Source organism: Salinispora goodfellowii, assembly GCF_059570675.1.
This window is the reverse complement of record NZ_JCANTD010000020.1, coordinates 65390-82708: the sequence shown is the minus strand read 5'-3', so window position 1 is coordinate 82708 and position 17319 is coordinate 65390. Positions and strand designations below refer to the sequence as shown.

Genomic DNA, 17319 nt, shown 5'->3' with positions numbered 1-17319 from the left:
TCTTCGTACCTTTCGGCTTCGTACTCTGGGGGGTGGGGGTGGGCGGACGATGCCGGTCAACGGAGGGCGCCGGTCAACGAAGGGCGCCGGTCAACGAAGGGCGCGGATCGTCCGGGTCGGGCAGGAGAACTCCAGCGAACCGTCGGAGCCCGCCAGGCTCCGCAACGCGGTCCGGGCCGCATCGGTCGCCTCGGTCCGTCGCTCCGGCGGTACCAGTTCCCACTGCATGCGCGGGGTGACCGTCCAGGTCCAGGCGAGGTAGTCGTCGATCGACTCGAATCGGGACCTCGCTGGTACGTGCTGAATCTCGACATCGGAGAAGCCCGCCGCCAGCACCGCTGCGGCGGTCGACTCCTCGGAGACCAGCGGTCCGTCGAGACCGAGCACCAGCCGCCACGGATCGTCCACGCCCTCCGGGAGATGGGCGGACAGCACCTCGGCCAGAATCTCCGCCGACTCCCAGCCGGCGGCGAGTCGGCCGTTCTTCGTGGGAAAGGTCGTCGCGACCAGCCGTCCACCGCTGCGCAGCGCCGCCGCGGCAGCGGTCAACGCCTGCTGCGGCGCCGGTAGCAGGAACAGGACCATACCGGCGCTGATCGCGTCGAAGGACTGGTCAACGGTGAAGCTCTGGATATCACCGAGCCGGACCTGTGCCCGGTCGGCCAGTCCGCGGGCCGCAAGGTCGGCCGCACACGCCTCCACCATGCCGGGCGCCTGGTCGATGCCGAGCACGAAACCCTCGGGACCGACCTGGGCGGCGATGGGAAACAGGCAGGCGCCCCGGCCGCAGCCGAGGTCGAGCACCCGCTCACCCGGGGTCAGCTCCAGCCGGTCGGCCACCATCTTGCCCAGTGGGTGGAAGATGAGTTGGCCCGCGGAGTCGTACTGGTCAGCGGACTTGTCGTAGGCGTCCCGGACCTGGGCGGTAAGGTTGCGCTCCCCAGTCATGATCTTCTCCTTGGTTGTGGTTGTGGTTGTGGTGATTACGGGTGCTGGGGGACGACATCGTCCTCGTCCGCGCGGGCCGAGGCCGTCGGTCGTACCACCGCACCGAGGCGGAGCTCGGCGCAGTGCGGCTGGTCGTCGGGGCGCCACCACAGCTGCTCCGGCGTGGGCAGCATCTCGGAGACCACGACATCGGCCGAGGTGAGACGGGCGAGGTCGAGCACCGCCATCGGGTCGGCGAAGTCGACGTACAGCGGCTTCGGTTCGGCGGGATGCCGCACATAGACGTGGCGCGGCAGCCGGTGCTGCGCCCGAATGCGGTGGAGCGCCAACCACTGCCCGTACGCGTCGTCGGCGCGTTCCGGGAGCCGTACCCGCCACCGGGCGCGTTGCAGCACGACACCGCCGACGACGATGCGTGGCGTGTAGCTGCCGAGGTCGATCGGGACCGGGCCGAGCGCCGGGCGGGAGAGCGCCCGGTGCAGGGTGGAGGAGAGGTCTCCCGGCCACAGCAGCCGACGTTCGCCCTCGATCAGGACGGCGTCTGCCGTGGCGGGGACGTGGGCCTCGGCGATCGGCACCACCTCGGCGCGGTCCTTGCTCGACAGGCCACTGAGTTCGATCGCCACCCCCGGCAGCTCCGGGGTGACGTGGGCGCTGCGGCGGCGGGAGACGATCGTCGCGGCCGTCCGCGGCGACACCGCCTGTTCGACCCGGGCCGCGAAGTCCGCCCAGAGCCCGTCCGGATCGCTGTGCAGGGGTCGCTCCAGCCCGCCGAAGATGGAGCTGCAGTCGTCGTGCAGCTCCGAGAGCACCCAGGTGGCGGTGGCGGGGTCCCGGCCGACGACCATCAGGTCGGGGCTGGGCAGGCAGGCGTCGTCCGGGTCCAGGGCGACCAGGTCCCACAACGGGGCGAGGGCATCGGCGAGTACGTGTGGGTCGAGGTCGACGACCGGTGGACGTTCGGCGACCACCGTCAGGTCCCCGACGGCCTTCGTGATCAGCTCGTGCAGGATGCCATCCAGCTGGTCCCGCCGATCGGTACGGGCGGGGATCTCCCGGGCGGCGAGGGCCGCGAGCGGGGCCGACGTGCCCCGCAGTGCGGTACACAGCGCGTCCCGGGCGTCCTCGCGGGCGAGCAGGGCGGCCAGGAAGGTCAGCGGGAAGGCGGCCTCGGTGACCTGACGGATGCGGTCGACGACGGGCGCGCCGAGGCTGACCTGCTCGCTCAGTGGACTGGATCTGTCCTCGTGGAACAGTTCCCGATCGGCGTAGTGTTGCCCACTGTTGCGGGAGGCATCTCCGCCGGCCCGGGTACTGGCCTGCTGCGCCATGGCGAGTTGCGGTACCCGGTCCGGCCACCCGGCCTGGGCGTACCTGTCTCGACAGGTGGCGAGTTCGACAACCGTGGGGGTGGGGTGCTCGTCGGCGAGCCGGGTCAGGGCGTGGAGTTCGGTGGCCGGAAGGCGCCAGGGCGAGACGGTCAGCGCCGGCCCCAGCGCCCGTACCAACCGCGCCAGGCGTTCGTCGGACTGGTCTGTCGTGCCGGTGCCGGCCAGTAGGTCGGCCAGGTGGGCTCCGGGGCTGGCCACCGCCGCCTGCCACAGTGTCAGCGCGGCGGCGGCGACGGTGAAGCGGCGGCCGTCCATAACCCGTTCCAGCACGTGCTCCGGGCCCGGTTGGCGGAACAGGGGACTGGGCCAGGCCCGCTGGGTACGCAGTGGAGTCTCGCCGGCGGCCTGCTCGCGGAGCTGCTCGACCAGCCAGGCGCTGGCCTCCACCACGACGCGCTCGGGCCCGGGGGTCCCGACCCGAACCGCCTGCTCCTGCTCCGGGCGAAGGTTACTGAACAGCACCGGGCCGAAGAACGACACGGTCTCGCACTTGGTGGCGAAGCGGCGCAGGTAGCGATGCAGGGTGTCGAGCTGCCGGCGCAGCGCCCGCGGTAGGTCGGCACCCGCCGCCGGGTTGTCCCAGCCGGGGTGCTCCAGCGGCGGGGTCCGCAGCCCGGCGTGGAAGAAGCCCGGGTTCGACACGAACACGGCGTGCCGGAAGGCATCGGAGCTGGCGGCCCGCGCGGTGCGCAGCCGAGCCTGGCGCAGCGCGGCGTCGAACTCCGCGCGGGCCGTCGCCAGGTGCGCGGCGTGCGTGTCGACCAGGGTGTTCCACCGCGAAGCCCACCGCGGCACTCCGGTGGCTGCCAGGATCTCGCTGCCCCGCTCGTCCAGCCGCGCCCCCGCCTCGATCCGCCGGCGACAGCTCTGCAACGCGCGCCGGGATCGCTGGCGGGGCTCGAGCTCCCGGACGGCCTCGCGCGCGGCGGGCCAGCATTCGTGCAGGAAGTGGACCCGGGCCGCCTCGATCTCCTGCTCCGCGGCGAACACCCGGTCGGCCGCGGCGATGAGGGTCGTGGTGGCGAGCCCCGCCACCAGCTGGATGGGAAAGCCGGTGCTGCGGAGCAGCGCCGACGGTACGGTCTCGACGGTCAACTCTGCCCGCCCGGCCGGCACCGTCCAGGTTAGTGCTGCCATCTCGAGTCTCCTGACTGCTCTCGCTTTCGGCTGCCGGCTCGGGTAGGAACGGAAGGAGCCGGGTACGGCACCGCGGCCCGGCCGGTGCGACGGGAGGGAACATGCCGCGGATGAGGCTCAGCCCCGAGGTCCGGCGTCGGTGTGCCGACGCTGTTGACCAAGCCGAGGACCGCCTGCTCGCCCTGTCGCGCAGCTTGCACGCGGAGCCGGAGACGGCGTTCCGGGAGCATCGCAGCGCGGCCAAGGTCAGCGATCTGCTGCGCGACGAGGGCTTCGCGGTGGAGCTTGGCGTCGGGGGCCTCGACACCGCCTTCACCGCCCGCTTCGGCGACGGTCCGCTGGTGGTCGGGCTCTGCGCCGAGTACGACGCGCTGCCGGGGCTTGGCCACGCCTGCGGGCACAACATCATCGCCGCGTCCTCGGTCGGCGCGGCCCTGGCGTTGCGGGAGGTCGCGGCGGAGCTCGACCTCACGGTTGTCGTGGTCGGCACGCCCGCCGAGGAGGACGGGGGCGGTAAGATCACTCTGCTGGAGGCCGGCGTCTTCGACGAGGTCTCGATGGCCATGCTGGTCCACCCCGCGCCGGAGGACAACTGCACTCCTCGCCCGCTGGCACTGGTCGAGTTGGAGGTCACCTACACCGGGCGGGAGTCCCACTCCGCGCTCGCACCGCAGCTGGGTGTCAACGCCGCGGACGCGTTGACCATCGCCGAGGTCGCGGTGGGGGTCGGGCGCCAGCACTTCGAGCCACGTCAACTGGTGCACGGCATCGTTACCCACGGCGGCGACGTGCCGAACGTGGTCCCGGCGCGCACCCGGGCCCGCTACAACCTCCGGGCGTCCGACATGGAGTCCCTGAGCCGGCTGGAGTCGCGGATCCGGGCCTGCTTCGCCGCGGGCGCCGTCGGCAGCGGCTGCACGCACGAGGTCAGCGCCACCCCCGCCTACGCGGAACTGGTGCACGACCCTTTCCTGGCCGCGGCGTACCGCTCGGCGGCGACCGAGCTGGGCCGCCCGCTGGTCTCCCCTGAGCAGGAGCGGGAGCTGCCCACCGGCAGCACCGACATGGGCAACGTGAGTCGCGCCCTGCCCAGCCTGCACCCGAGCATCGGGATCGATAGCGGCGACGCGGTGAACCACCAGCCCGAGTTCGCCGCGGCCTGCGTGGCCCCCGGTGCTGATCGGGCGTTGCTGCAGGGCGCGGTCGCACTTTCCTGGACCGCCGCCCAGGCCGCCCAGGACCCCTCGGCCCGGCAGCGGCTGCTGGACCTGCACCGGGCGCGCGGCACGTCGACGGCGAGCCCACGGTAGCGGTGGGCGGCCACGAGCGGATCGGCTGCGGCTCATGGCAGTCGCACCACCGTGTCGCCCGCGCCGGTCTCGACCCGGACCGCGGTGATCTCGGGGCCCGCGTCGTCGTGGACCGTCACCGCGAGCCCCGCCAAGCCGGGCCACCGCGAAGCCCAGTCTCGCTCCCGGGCCGGGCCCGTCACCAGCCCCGCGAGTGCGGTCGGCCGCACGCGGTGCCCGGCTGCCCGCAGGTCACCCGCCACCCGATCCGCCCGGTCCGCGGGATTGCCGTAGCTCAGGAAGAACGGCAGCACCCGGCTGCGCCAGGACAGGTCGAACGCGGCCTCCGCCCACGGCACCCGCTGGCCGTCGGCGCGTACCGACTCGCCCCGCAGCAGGCCGGGGTCGGTGTCGGTGACCTGTTCCACCCGCTGCGCGGTGCCGGCGATGTCGTCGGTGAGTACCGCCCAGTTGAGGAAGGCCGGCCCGTCCGCGGTCCGCTCCAGGAAGGCCCGGCCGAAATCGGTGCTACCCAGTTCCCGCTCGTCGTCGGTGACGAGAAGCTCCAGATACTGGACGTCGGGGGTGTCGAACGGCACGACCCAGCTCGCGGTGCCGTCCGGGTTGGGGCTGCCGTCGGTGATCCCGAAGCCGTGCCGTTCCCAGAGCAACTCCCGGAGCGGGGCGATCGTGCGGGCGCCGAGAATCACGTGGTCGATGCGCATCACGCGGTGCCTCCCTGTACGTGCGTCGGGCACATGCGGTACGGCAGCGCGTCCCAGTCGTCGCCGAGCAGCCCGGCCGCCATCCCCTTCGCGGTGGTCCGGGCCGAGAGCAGCCCGTGGCCGGCGTGTCCGGCCGAGATGAAGATCCGGTCCTGACCCGGCAGCGCCCCGGCCAACGGTCGACCCGTGGCGGAGACCGGCCGCAGTCCCGCCCGCAGCTCCAGCGGTACGGCGGCGGCGAGGCTGGGCATGGCGGCGGTGGCGAACCGCAGCAGCGCTTCGACGCCCTTCGTGGTGACGTGGTCGGCGAAGCCGGCGTCCTCCTCGGTGGCACCGACGAGGATGTCGTCGCCGACCCCTGGGGCGAGGTAGTAGGCGGAGGAGAGGATGCTGGCCAGCTTCTCGTCGGTGCGCAGCACCACCATCTGACCGCGTTGCGGCCGGATCCCGGTGGACTCGGCCAGCCCGGTGCCGGAACTCCACGCGCCAGCGGCTATCACCACCCGGTCGGCGTGCAGTGCCCCCTGGCCCGTACGGAGCACCACCCGGTGCCCGTCCGCGCGCACCTCGCGTACCTGGCACCCCTGTCGCCAGTCGACCCCCTGCTCTTGGCAGCGGCCGCGGACCGCGGCCAGATACCGTCTTCCGTCGATCATGAGCCCACCCTCGGCGTACAGGTAGTGTCGGCTGGTGGGGAGCTTCAGGCCGGTCGCGACAGCGGCGAGGTCGTCGCCGCGGACCTGCACCCCGGACCCAGCCTCCGCCAACAGGTGGCCGTAGGTGTCGATGTCCTGCTGGCGCAGGGCGCGCAGAATCGGCCGTACCACGCTGAAGGTGCCGAACTGCGGCTCCAGGCGGGCCACGTCCGCGTCCAGGTCCCGCTTCGCGTGCCGCAGCCAGGAGTAGAACTCCGGGTCGTCCAGGTAGCGAAGGGAGGGCACCGCCACCCCGGCCGCGCGATGGGTCGCGTGTCCGGGCTCCGTGCCGGCGTCCAGCACCAGGACCGAGGCGCCCTGGCTGCTCAACTCCGCGGCCAGGCACGCACCGACTATGCCGCCGCCGACGATGGCGACGTCAGGGGTTGACGGTAACGACTGCATGTCCGGCACCTTCCAGTTCGGCTGCGCTGGCGAGTACCAGCGAGCGGGTGGTCACGTCGCTGTCGCCGTAGACAGCCGTTCGGGGGCCCGTCAGGCCGTGGGCATGACGGAGTAGGTGGATGGGCTTGCCGTGCAGCACGACCACGAAGCTCTCCTCGGGACGGTCCACCGGTCGGGCCACACAGTGGACCCGGACGGTGCCGTCGCCGTGGTAGCGCTGGAGTCCTTCGACACACCACTGCAGCTCGATGGCGTTCGGCGGTGTTACCGCATCGGGCCCGTCGAGCTCGAGCCGGACGACCGGAGGCGGACCGCAGACGGCAGCGTCGTGATCCCAGACCGCCCGGCCCGGGGGAACCCCGTCGTGCCACCGCCCGGGGGGACAGATCCGGCCGGCGTCCACCAGCGTGCTGGCCTCGGCGGGCTCACCGAGGTCGTCCCGGTCGTACCCGGCGGGCGCCACGGGGAGGTCCCGGATGGTCAGCGCGGGGAGCACCCGGCGCCCGGCGAGTTGCGCCGCGCTCCGTCGGCCCCTGCGCGAGGAGAGGGAGAAGGCCGCGCCGGCCACGAGTACGGCCGCGGGCGCGGGGCGCAGGATGAGCGGGCGATCCCGCCAGCCCGCCGGTGGTTCGGCGGCTGGTGGGTGCGCCAGCACCGCCAGGTCCTGCCCGGCGACGGCCGACACCAACTCCAGCGGTGCGCCGGGACCGGCGGTGCCGAGTACGACCGGCCCGGCGTCCGTCTCGACCCGGACCAGCAGGTCGCTGCGGCCCGGTCCCGGCAGGTCGGCATCGGCTCGCCACTCGTGGATCGTGGCGACCGCGCTCTGCAGCCCGTCGAGGGCGCGGCCGATCCGGGCGGCGGCGTCGGTGAGCAGCAGCGCCACGTTCTTGGCTGCCGCGTCGGCGGCGGGTCCGTCCATCCGAACCGATCCGAGCACCCGTCCGGAGGCGTCCCGGCGTAGCTGCACGAGGTCCAGGGACACGGTCAGCCGGGGGCCGGCGGAGGTGGGGGTGAGCAGCCCGGAGGCGCGCAGTCGAAGCTCAGGCATGACGCACCGCCCGGATCCCGACCGATCCCGCGGGGAGCCGGAGGCCCGCGTTGGCGAAGGACACCAGGACCGGGTACTGGCCAAGTTTTCCGCAGCCACCGGTGGCCCGGAGGTACCCGGCGACCTGGTGCGCGTACGGCCGTAGCCGCGCCAGCGCCCGCGCGCCGTCGCCGACGATGCGGAGGGGGCCGAGCCGGGCGGTGGTGCCGTCGGCCCGGTGCAGTACGGAGATCGGCGCGTGGAAGACGAACGCGCCGGAGGCGATGTTCATCATCTCCAGCCGCAGCCCGCGGGGAGCGATCCAGTCCCCGGCCGGCTCCTCGACCTCGACGCCGGGCTCCAGCACCGCCGCGGTGTGCGTCATCCGGGGGATCGCCGGGTGGCGGTAGTTCTGCCGGCGTCCGTGGCCGGTTCGGGTGGTGTTCAGACGCTGCGCCAGGGCCAGGTCGTTCATCGGCCGGCCAACCACCCCCCGGTCGATCAGCCGGCTGGTCACCGAGTCGGCCCCCTCGTCGTCGAAGGCGCTGCGGTAGCCGCCGGCGGCGAGGTGGCCGCCGTCGAGGATGGACAGCCAGGGTGGGGCAACCCGGTGCCCGAGCTGCCGGCCCAGGTAGCTGGTGCCGGAGGCGACGACGTCGGCCTCCATCGGGTGCCCGACGAGCTCGTGGAAGAACGCGCCGGCGAACCCCGGCAGCAGGACGAGGTCGGCTTTCGCGGGTAGCTCCTCGGCCAGCGGCAGACCGAGCCGGCCGCGCATCTGGGTGGCCATCTGCCGCGCTGCCAGCCCCAGCGTGCCGGGGTCGTCGGTCGGATTCCACCGAACCGACTGCGTGTGCCGGGTGCCGTCGTCGCCGGTCAGGGTGAGCAGCAGCGTCGCGACGAAGCGGTGGGTGGAGCGGACCTGCTCCGGGTCGCCGGCGGCGACGTGTTGCTCCGCGACGCCGAGCACGAGTTCGGCGCCGGTCTCGGCGGCGATCGCGGTGAGCAGGGCGCGGTGCTGCGCCGTCACCTCGAACACCGGCCGGCCCTGTACCTCGCGCAGGGCGTCGGCGGCCGGCGCGGCCAGGCCGGCGTAACCGGTCCCGAGCAGCGCGTCGCCGTCGGTGAACCGGTGTTCGGTGCAGCCGTCCCCGAGGTGCCGCTCCACACTCATCCCACGGGCGGTGGAGCGTTGGGCCGGGAACGAGCCGTCCGGTCGGACGTCGACCCGCAGCCGTAGCGAGTGTTCGCTGAACCAGATTGTCGGCGTCATGCTGGCCCGCCTTCGCCGACGACCTGCATCCGCAGCTCGCTGGTGTAGCGCCGTCCTTCGGCGTCGCGGAGCCACAGCCCTTCCGGTCCCGGTGCCATCCGCTCCACGTCGATCTCGTCGCAGCCCCGGGTGATGTGGTTGACCAGGTCTGCAGCGAGTGGGGAGGCGAGATCGATCAGGTACGGCTTGCGTTCGTGGGCGCTGCGGCCGAAGAGGAACCGGACGTTGGTGTCGCGGGCCAACCGACGCAGCCCGAGGAACCGGGTGTGCGGCTCCGCCGCCGCCAACGTCTGGGTCGGTACCCGCCAGCGGGCGCGTTGCAGGGTCACCGCCCCCAGTACGACCTCGGGCAGCGCACCGCCGGTGGCGGCGCGGAAGGTGGGGTGCAGGACCTGCGGGTGTGACAGCGCGGCGATCGGCGCGTACTTGACGAAGTCGCTGAGCGGCACGTACGCGGTGATGGTGCGACCGTCCGGGTCCCGGAGGGTGACCGTGTCGGTGGTGATGGAGACCCGGAGGTCTTCGGGTTTGAGCAGGTCCGTTCGGCCCGCATCGGTCCAGGAGAGCGGACGCATCGCGACCTCCCGGCCCGGGAATCGGTAGTAGCCCTTGTTCCGGCGACCGAGGTCGAGGCCGACCAGGTCGTCAGCCTGTCGGGCGACCCATTCGGCGGCGGCTGCGCCGAACTGTCGCGGATCCGGGTGCATGGTGGCGAGCCAGCTGTTGACCAGCAGATGGTGGTGGGCGCGGGACAGCACCAACGGCGCCTCGTCCAGCCCCGCCACGTCCGCCGCCGCCGGGCAGAGGTCGATGACGGCGTACCGTGCGCCGGTGAGGGCGTTGGCTTGGTCGATGAGCTGGGCCAGCTCGGACCGCCAGTCCGCGCCCGGGTAGCTGGGCGCGTAGGTCGCCTGGTAGGTGCTGGTGGAGTCGGACTGATCCGCGGCGGCCCGGGTCGCGTACTCGAGGAGGTTCAGTTCGAGTTCCTGGCCGTTGCCGGCGAAGCTCTCGCGGACGGCCTCGGTGGCCGCGGCCTGGGTGGCGTGACCGTGCGTGACGCAGGCCTCCAGGAGCGGGGTGAGCTGCTCCTCCCAGCGCCGGATCAGCTCGGCCCCGATGGTCAGGGCGAAGGGGGACGCGCACTCCTCGAAGAAGACCGCCCGGTCGGCGTAGGCGGCGCCGGCGCCCCGACGGGCCGGTTTGCCGGTGATCTCGGTGAACCGGGCCTCCACCGTGGCGACCGTGGTGACCTTGCGCTCCAGCGGCTGTTCGCCCAGCTCCGCCAGGAGCGCGGCGAGATCGCCGAGCCGGGCGAGCCACTGGTCGCGGGCGGGGGTGGCCGGCAGCGCGGCGAGTTGTTCGCGCAGCGTCGTGAGCGGGTCCAGGTCGTAGTCGCCGCCACCGAGCCCGATGGTGAGGTGCTCGGTCGCCACCAGCTTCATCAGGGTTCGTACCACCTCGCCGGCGGGGCGGCCCGAACGCTGGATCAGCTTCCGCACGGTCGTGCCGCCCGGGAGTACCTGGGCCAGGATCGGCTCACCCGGGTCGGCGCCGCGGCCGGTGCGGTGGAAGTGGAGGTGCGGCAGGATCGCGGAGTCCCGGGCGATGGCCAACGTCAGGGCCCGCGCCGCCCAGTGGGATAGAAACACCCGGCGGGTACGGGGAACGTCTCGGCGCAGCTGGGCATCGTCTCCGGCGCCTACCGTGCCGTACGCCATCGGGCCGAAGAAGCTGACGGTTTCGTTCTTGGCGCAGAACCGTTGCACGTAGGTGTACATCTGTCGGCGTACCCGCCGCCAGCGTGAGTTCAGTGCACCCTGATACGCCAAGAAGGGTTGCAGCATGTTGCGGTGGACATCCGGGTTGGACAGGAAGATCGCCTCGGACACCTGGGACGTTCCCAGTAGTTCCCGGAGTTCCTTGCCAACCTGCTCGTCCGCTTCCCGGTAGGCGCGGACGTACTGGGCCAGTGCCTCCCCCCAGGCATCGACCGCCGCCCGCCAGTCCGGCCCGGCGGACCGGGGCAGCTGGTCGATGCGGCCGTGCAGCACGTCGGCCCGGATCCCGGCGGCGCGATCGCCGGTGAAGTGCGTCGAGACGCTGGCCAGCAGGACATCCTCCCGCCGAACCACCTCGTCGGCCAGCTCCAGCAGGTCGCCGGGGGCGCCCAACTCCTCCAGCCAGTCGAACGGCATTCCCGCGTGGCGCACGATGAACTCGCGGCCAATACGCCAGTTTCTTGTCATTGTGGACTCCGGATTGCCCCGGCCCGGACCAGCTGACCGGACAGTTTTGTACGGACCGTGTCACTGAGGTGCTGCCAGACGGCGGCGTCGCCGCTCGCCAACCGCCGTACGACCGGCGTCAGTCTGGGGTGCAGCCGAAAGGCGCTACCCGTGCGCAGGTTCACTACGAAGGATCCGGGTCCGCGCCCATCTGGCCCGGCCCCGCTGGCCTCGACGACCGCGGCGGAGGGTTCCCACGTGGCGGGGGGCTGGCCTCCGGGGGCGAGCGCGCAGCAGGCGAGCCGACCCGGATACAGCTCGGTTTCGGCGCCGAACTCGGCGGTCAGGGCGCTGGTCACGCGCTGCCGGTCGGCGTCGTCGAGCGACCCCGGCCCGTGAAAACGATCCCAGCGCGGGAGATCGTGCCGCGGCGTGTCCTTTCGGGTCAGCGGCACCCCACCCCACATCGTCGATCTGCGTGGACCGTTCCGGCTGGTCAGCCGGAACGGGCTCAGACCCGCCAACCGGGGCCCGGGCCCGGAGCGCAGCCGGCGGGCGGCGGTCGTGGTCGCGTCGGCATCCAGCCCGGGGGCGCCGACCAGTAACTCGACGGCCAGCCGCTCGTCGCCGACGAGCCGGCGTACCGTCTCCAGGTCGGTGTCGACGCCACTCGCCCCCGTCACCGCCGACCAGGCGGAGAAGCGGGCCACGGTCAGCGCCACCCCGCGGCAGTCCCGCCAGGCTCGGGCCGGCAGCAGCACGGCCTGCTCGGGGGCGAGCCAACCCGCCCAGGGCCGCCCGGGGTGCCACTGGTGGGCGTCGCGTACCCAGCGGATGTCCTCGCCCGCCGACGCCCACTCCCGCCGCAGGCGCCAGGACGGCGTCCAGTCCTCGATCTCGGCGCCGGCGAACGGTGCGAGTGCGCGTAGCGCCCTCCGGTGCGCGGCGGCGAACCGCCCGCAGAGCGTGACCCGGTGCGCACCCAGCGCCACCGCCAACGTGGCGGCGGCCGGAAGCTGCTGGTCGGTTTCGACCAGTAGGTGCACCCGAGCCCCCGGTGCCCAGGCTCGGGCCCGGTCGGCCTCCGGCGCGAACAGGACAGACCCGGCCGCGGCGGACACCACGTCGGCGCCCGACTCGGTGGTGCCGTTGACCAGTTCGACATCGTCTACGGCCAACCGGATCGTCGGATCTGCCTCGGCGGTCAGCCGCAGGGCCAGCCCCGTCGCCCGGAGCCGGCCCCAGTCGTAGCGCCCGCGGTCCAGGATCGTCGCGGCGCCCGCGGCGAAGAGTGCCCTGGTGGCCGTCTCGGCGGTGGCCACACCAGACGTCGGCCGCGCCGCGGACTCGGCCCACCCGCGCAGGCGCACCGGAGCGCAGAGCCGGTCGAGGAATTCGGCGTTGGCGTCGAACAGCTCGTCTCCGGGTCCCAGGATCGGTTCGAGGCTCAGGTCGTACAGGGGCGGCAGGATCACCCGGCGCGTCACTGTGCACCACCCCGCAGGTAGACGCAGCGCAGCTCCGAGGCGAACCGCAGCTCACCGTCGCGAAGCCAGGCGTCGGTCGGCGCGGGCAGGGCCTCGGTGATGGCGAGGTGGTCGGCGGTGGCCGCCAGCCGCGCCATCCCCTTCAATAGGTCGGGACTCGCGGTGTCGACATACACCGGCTTGCGTTCGGCGGGCGACTTGACGAAGAAGCGGTTCGGCAGGACGCGTTCGGTGACCAACCGGGCGGCACCGAGCAGCAGGTCCAGGTCCCGCTGGCCGCGGAGCACCGTCTGTACCTCGGCGCTCGGCACCAGCCAGCGGCGCCGGGAGAAGACCGCGTTGCCCCAGCGCAGTCGGGGCAGGTACGGCAGCGGCGGGAGGACGGCGCGCCGAATGCGGGGCAGCGCGAGCGCGGTGTGCACCGCGGTGTCGAGTTCGCCGTTGTGCAACAGCAGGCTTTGCCCGGGGAAGCTGGCTCCCCGAAGCACCACCTGCTCCCCGTCACTGTCGAGCCAAAGTTCGTCCAGACCGATCCGGTCTCGACCCGCGGTGGCGGAGCCGCCCAGTTCGAGTACGACGCCGGGGAACTCCAGCGGCGGCAGCCCGGTCGTCCGCCGGGAGATCACGTTGACGGCTGTCTGGTCACCGAGGGCCCGCCGGACGGCGGCGTCGCGCTCGGCCAGCAGCGCCGCCGCATCCGGATGAAACTGAAGGGCCCACGGGGTGAGTAGCGCCGCGTCGTGGATGTCGCCGAGCACCAACGGAGTCGTAGTCGGGTCATAGTCGGCCAGGTTGGCGGTGCCGATCAGGACGTCGATGGAGCACAGAACTGGTGCGGTGGGTGCGGGCACCGGGGGCAGCAGACCGGCGACGTCGAGCTCGCTCGCCGCCGGTCCGGCTTCGCCGACGACGCGGGCCAGCTCCGTGCTGAGCTGACCGCCGTACTCGATGGACATGTCCGCGCAGGCGCTCAGCGCTCGCAGCAGCGGAGTGCGGCCCGGACCGAGCCGCCGCGCCACCGCCCGGTTGGTCTGCACCCGGGTCAGCTCCGCCTCATGCGCGAGCAGGTCCAGGACGGGGGCTGCCGCCGCCCGCAGGTCGTGGGCGAGCCGCCCACGCAGCTCCAGCTGGGCAGTACCCACCGCGGCCTCGTGGATGATCACCCGGTCGTTGTAGAAGCGGCTGCGGTTCGTCGGCCCACCGGTGGGGAGCAGGGACTCCACCTCGGCCTGAATGGCCAGCTTGCGCTCCGGCGCGGACCAGGGGTAGCTGTCGAGGAGGTCGAGCACCTTGACCAGCAGCGACCGGACGGCCGCCGCGCGGCTGGCGGTCTCGGCGCCGGCCTCGTCGATCCGCTCCAGGGTCCAGCGCAACGGATCCACCGTCGTCGCCGGCGGGCACCAGGAGTGCGTCAGCACCCCCTTGGCCACGGCCGTGCGGAACAGCCCCACCGTACGGGTCACCTCGTCGCCGCCGGCCGCGGCGAGCTCAGCGATCGTGCGGTCGCCGTCCACCGCCCGGATCAACCCGGCTGCCGGGTCGTCCCGGCGCGGCGGACGCGCCGTGGTCTTGCGGATGGGCACCAGGTGCGTCACCAACGAGTCATCATCGACGATCATCGTCTGGACCGCGTCGTTGACCCGGGCGGCACAGTGCGCCTGGCGAACCCGGATCTCCAGGTGGCCCGCCCACGACAGCGTCGTCGCCGCGTCCGAGCCGGCGTCCACCCGGCCGTAGTTGATCGGCCCGAAGAAGCTCATCGTCTCGCTCTTCGCGGCCAGCCGCTGCGCGTACGCGGCGAGCTGGCGGCGGATCCGGCCCCCGGTCGCCCCCCGGACCAGATCCCGGTGGACGGCGGGGGAGGAGCAGACGATGGCGTCGTTGATCCGCGGGTCGGTACGGATCTCCGCCAGCGCGGCATTGACCGTCGCCGCGTCCGCCGCGACGGTCGGCTCCAGTCGGTCCCGGGTCCGCGTTGCCTGCTCGGCGATCTCGTTCCACTCGGCGAGCCAGTCGGGCTCGAAGATGTCCGACGGGGGTAGCGGGCGGACGTTGCGTAGCTTGCTCTGCTGGCCCCGGGTGAGGCGCGCCGAAGCTCGCATCCGGGCGGCCACCCCGGCGGCCCGACGCTCCAGGGTGGCCAACTCGCCGAGCAGCGCTGCGGTCTGTCGGTAGGTCAGGGACTCGATCAGTTGCCAGGGGAAGCCGGCGCTGCGCAGCACGAGTGCGGGCAGCAGCTCCCAGCTGGGGTCGGCCGGGCCGGCGCTGGTGGGGACGGTCACGACGAAGCCCTTCTCATAGCGATCCGGAACTCGGCGGTCACAGGTCTGTCGCCGTGGCGCAGCCACAGGGCGTCTGGCGCGGGCCGCATCTCGGCCAGCGAGACCTTCCCGTCGCCGGCCAGGGTCAACGCCAGCAGCGCGTCCACGGCCAGCGGATTGTCGAGGTCAACACCGACCGGCTTGGGCTCGTGCGCCGCCGAGACGAAGCAGAAGCGGGGCAGTCCGTGCCGGGCGCGTAGGGACTGCACCGCGAGGAACGCGGTGGCGGCGTCCCGGACCTCGGCGACACCGAGGTCAGCGGCGCTGAACCACCAGCGGGCCCGCTGCACGATGACCTCCCCCACGCGAATCCGGGGCGCGAAGTCACCGAATCGGATCAGGGGCAGGGCCACGCCCGGTGCGGCGAAGGCCCGGAGGTGGACGTGGTCGTCCTCGCCGGCGTAGAGGGTCAGCTCACCGTCGGGTGCGTGCAGCCGCGGCACCCCGTCGACCAGTACGGCGGTCAGGTCGGCGAGCGCCACGGTGCGCTTCCGGTCGTCGGTGGCCACGGAGGTGACCTCGACGAAGCGTCCCGGAAACCAGTCGGCGACCAGGCCCTTGTGCCGCCGTCGCCGGATGACCGTGGCAAGCTGGTCGGGGCCGCCCCACGGCTCGAGCCCCGCGGTGAAGTCGGCCAGCATCCGCTCCTGGTCGTCGCAGAAGAGCCCCTGCGAACCCCAGGCGAAGACGTACGGGTGCAGCTCGCCTAGGACCAGCAGGTCGGAACCGTCCGGCTGCCGCTCCAGCATGAGGTCCGGGCTGACGAACCGGTCCCGGCCCGGGCTCGGTGCCAGGGTCGCCAGGGCGGCGGTGGACAACCGGGCCTCCTGCCCGCGTAGGACGGTGCGAACCAGCTCGGTGTAGGTCTGGGTGAACTCGCGCACCGGGCCGGCGAGCGCCGTCAGCGCCCCCGCCTCAACCGCTGCTAGCACCCGGCGGATCAGCTCGTCATAGGGCAACGAACCGGTCCCCGTCTCGCTGATCACCCTGGCGCACACCTGCGCGGCGACCTGTTGCTGGAGCTCGCCATAGCGGGCCGCGACATCCAGCACCGGGGTGAGCTGCTCCTCCCAGCGCCGGGCGACGTCGCCGCCGACCACCACCGGAGACTGGTCGCCCTTGGCGTCCAGCGACACCACCAACCGGTCGGCGTACATCTGCCCGCCGGCCCGGCGGGCGTCGGTCGCCGTCAGCGCGGAGAAACCCGCCTCCACCTCGGCCAGCACGGCCGCCCGGCGGTGGTGCCCGGCAGCGGCCGCGTACCGGTCCGCCAGGGCGGCGAGTTCGCGCAGCCGCGCCGGCCACTCGGTGTCGGCGGCATGCTGCTGCGCGAAGCCCACCAGCCAGTCCAGCGGACGGGCGGTGGTGGACGGCGGCTCGGGCCACAGCCGTACCGCGCCGACCTGGCGAAGCCGATCCAGGACCGCGCGCGCCTCGGTGACCTCCGTCCCGGCGAGGTCCGCGAGGTCCCGTACCGAGCGGTGGTCGTTGACGTCGCGAACGAGTCGCCAGTGGGTGCCGGAGAGCCGGATCCGCCGCCCGGCACTGGTCTGCACGGTGCCGGTTCCGGCTTCGGCTTCCGCCCGCCGGCGGCAGGCCGGCACCCAGGTCACCGGCAGTTGGTCCCGGACGGCAGGATCGGCGCCGAGGTTGCGGGCCAGCTCGCAGACGGCCCAGAACGCGGTCTGCGCCTCCGTGGTGTGGACTCCGGACCCGGTCTCGGGGCCCAACCCGATCCCGGCGGCGGCGTCGTCGATCCGTCCGTGCACCAGCGGACCGAAGAAACTTGTCGTCTCGTTCTTCGCGGCTAGGCGCTGGCCGTAGAGGTAGGCGCGGCGGTAGAAGGCGCGGTCCTTGGCCCGGTTCCGGTTCGCACCGGCGCCCCGGGTGGCCCACCCCTGCCGCCAGCGTAGGACCTCGCCGTAGAACGAGGGTGAGAGCTGAAGCAACGCGTCGCAGACCCGATCGTTGGTCAGCAGCGCGCGCACCCGCTCCGGTCGGCGCAACGCCTCTTGGGCGAGGACGTCGGTCAGCCGTTGGCCCGCCTGCTCCAGCTCGGCCTGCGCCGTGCCGTAGGCCGCCGCCGCGCAAACCAGATCCGGGTCCAGCTGTTCGGGGTTCACCGACAGGCCACGTCCCGCCCGGCTGCGGGCCCGGGACAGCGCCCGAAGCCGGGACCGGTCCGACTGCCGATCGGTCCGGGCGACAGCCCGGGCGATGCCCTCGATCAAATCGGTACGGCACTGCCCGAACTGTTTCGCCGCCGTGCGGTACTCCGCGGCGCCTGCTCGCGTCGGTTCGTCGGCCAGGGCGGTCAACAGGTCGATGCCGAAGCCCGCCCGCCGGAGGAGTAGCCGGGGGTAGAGCTGCCAGGGGGTTGGTTGCTCAGTCAT

At 72.9% G+C, this 17319-nt stretch carries 11 protein-coding genes; 1 reads left to right on the top strand and 10 read right to left on the bottom strand.

The annotated features are described in order from the left end of the window. Positions 1 to 90: 90 nt before the first annotated feature. Positions 91 to 948: a methyltransferase domain-containing protein gene (locus T398_RS18265; RefSeq protein ID WP_496448488.1), complete on the bottom strand. Its 858-nt coding sequence runs from the start codon at positions 946 to 948 to the stop codon at positions 91 to 93. A gap of 35 nt (positions 949 to 983) precedes the next feature. Next, positions 984 to 3476, bottom strand: coding sequence for a lantibiotic dehydratase (locus T398_RS18260; RefSeq protein ID WP_496448486.1), 2493 nt, complete (start codon positions 3474 to 3476; stop codon positions 984 to 986). A gap of 101 nt (positions 3477 to 3577) precedes the next feature. Between T398_RS18260 and T398_RS18255 the strand changes: the two genes are divergently transcribed. Beyond that, entirely contained in the window at positions 3578 to 4786 is a 1209-nt protein-coding gene (locus tag T398_RS18255; RefSeq protein ID WP_496448484.1) for a M20 family metallopeptidase, read from the top strand. Between the two features lie 32 nt (positions 4787 to 4818). Here T398_RS18255 and T398_RS18250 read toward each other — a convergent pair whose 3' ends face one another. Genes T398_RS18250 through T398_RS18215 form a run of 8 tightly spaced genes read right to left on the bottom strand, consistent with a single transcriptional unit; the run spans position 4819 to position 17319 of the window. Continuing rightward, a complete protein-coding gene (locus T398_RS18250) occupies positions 4819 to 5490 on the bottom strand; it encodes a VOC family protein (RefSeq protein ID WP_496448501.1) in 672 nt (223 codons plus the stop codon). Beyond that, positions 5490 to 6590 (bottom strand): NAD(P)/FAD-dependent oxidoreductase, encoded by a 1101-nt coding sequence (locus T398_RS18245; RefSeq protein ID WP_496448482.1) that lies wholly within the window; start codon positions 6588 to 6590, stop codon positions 5490 to 5492. Before T398_RS18245 ends, T398_RS18250 begins: the two co-directional genes overlap by 1 nt. Beyond that, positions 6565 to 7641 carry a hypothetical protein gene (locus T398_RS18240; RefSeq protein WP_496448480.1) on the bottom strand — a complete coding sequence of 359 codons (1077 nt, stop codon included), beginning with the start codon at positions 7639 to 7641 and terminating at the stop codon, positions 6565 to 6567. Before T398_RS18240 ends, T398_RS18245 begins: the two co-directional genes overlap by 26 nt. Continuing rightward, entirely contained in the window at positions 7634 to 8893 is a 1260-nt protein-coding gene (locus T398_RS18235; RefSeq protein ID WP_496448478.1) for a metallopeptidase TldD-related protein, read from the bottom strand. The genes T398_RS18240 and T398_RS18235 overlap by 8 nt, the downstream gene beginning before the upstream one ends. Then, the gene (locus T398_RS18230) at positions 8890 to 11139 is read right to left on the bottom strand and encodes a lantibiotic dehydratase (protein ID WP_496448477.1); all 2250 of its coding nucleotides are present in this window, start codon (positions 11137 to 11139) and stop codon (positions 8890 to 8892) included. The genes T398_RS18235 and T398_RS18230 overlap by 4 nt, the downstream gene beginning before the upstream one ends. Next, positions 11136 to 12605, bottom strand: coding sequence for a hypothetical protein (locus tag T398_RS18225; protein ID WP_496448475.1), 1470 nt, complete (start codon positions 12603 to 12605; stop codon positions 11136 to 11138). The genes T398_RS18230 and T398_RS18225 overlap by 4 nt, the downstream gene beginning before the upstream one ends. Next, complete coding sequence (locus tag T398_RS18220) at positions 12602 to 14887, bottom strand: lantibiotic dehydratase (protein ID WP_496448474.1); 2286 nt, start codon at positions 14885 to 14887, stop codon at positions 12602 to 12604. The genes T398_RS18225 and T398_RS18220 overlap by 4 nt, the downstream gene beginning before the upstream one ends. Then, positions 14884 to 17319 (bottom strand): lantibiotic dehydratase, encoded by a 2436-nt coding sequence (locus tag T398_RS18215; RefSeq protein ID WP_496448473.1) that lies wholly within the window; start codon positions 17317 to 17319, stop codon positions 14884 to 14886. The genes T398_RS18220 and T398_RS18215 overlap by 4 nt, the downstream gene beginning before the upstream one ends.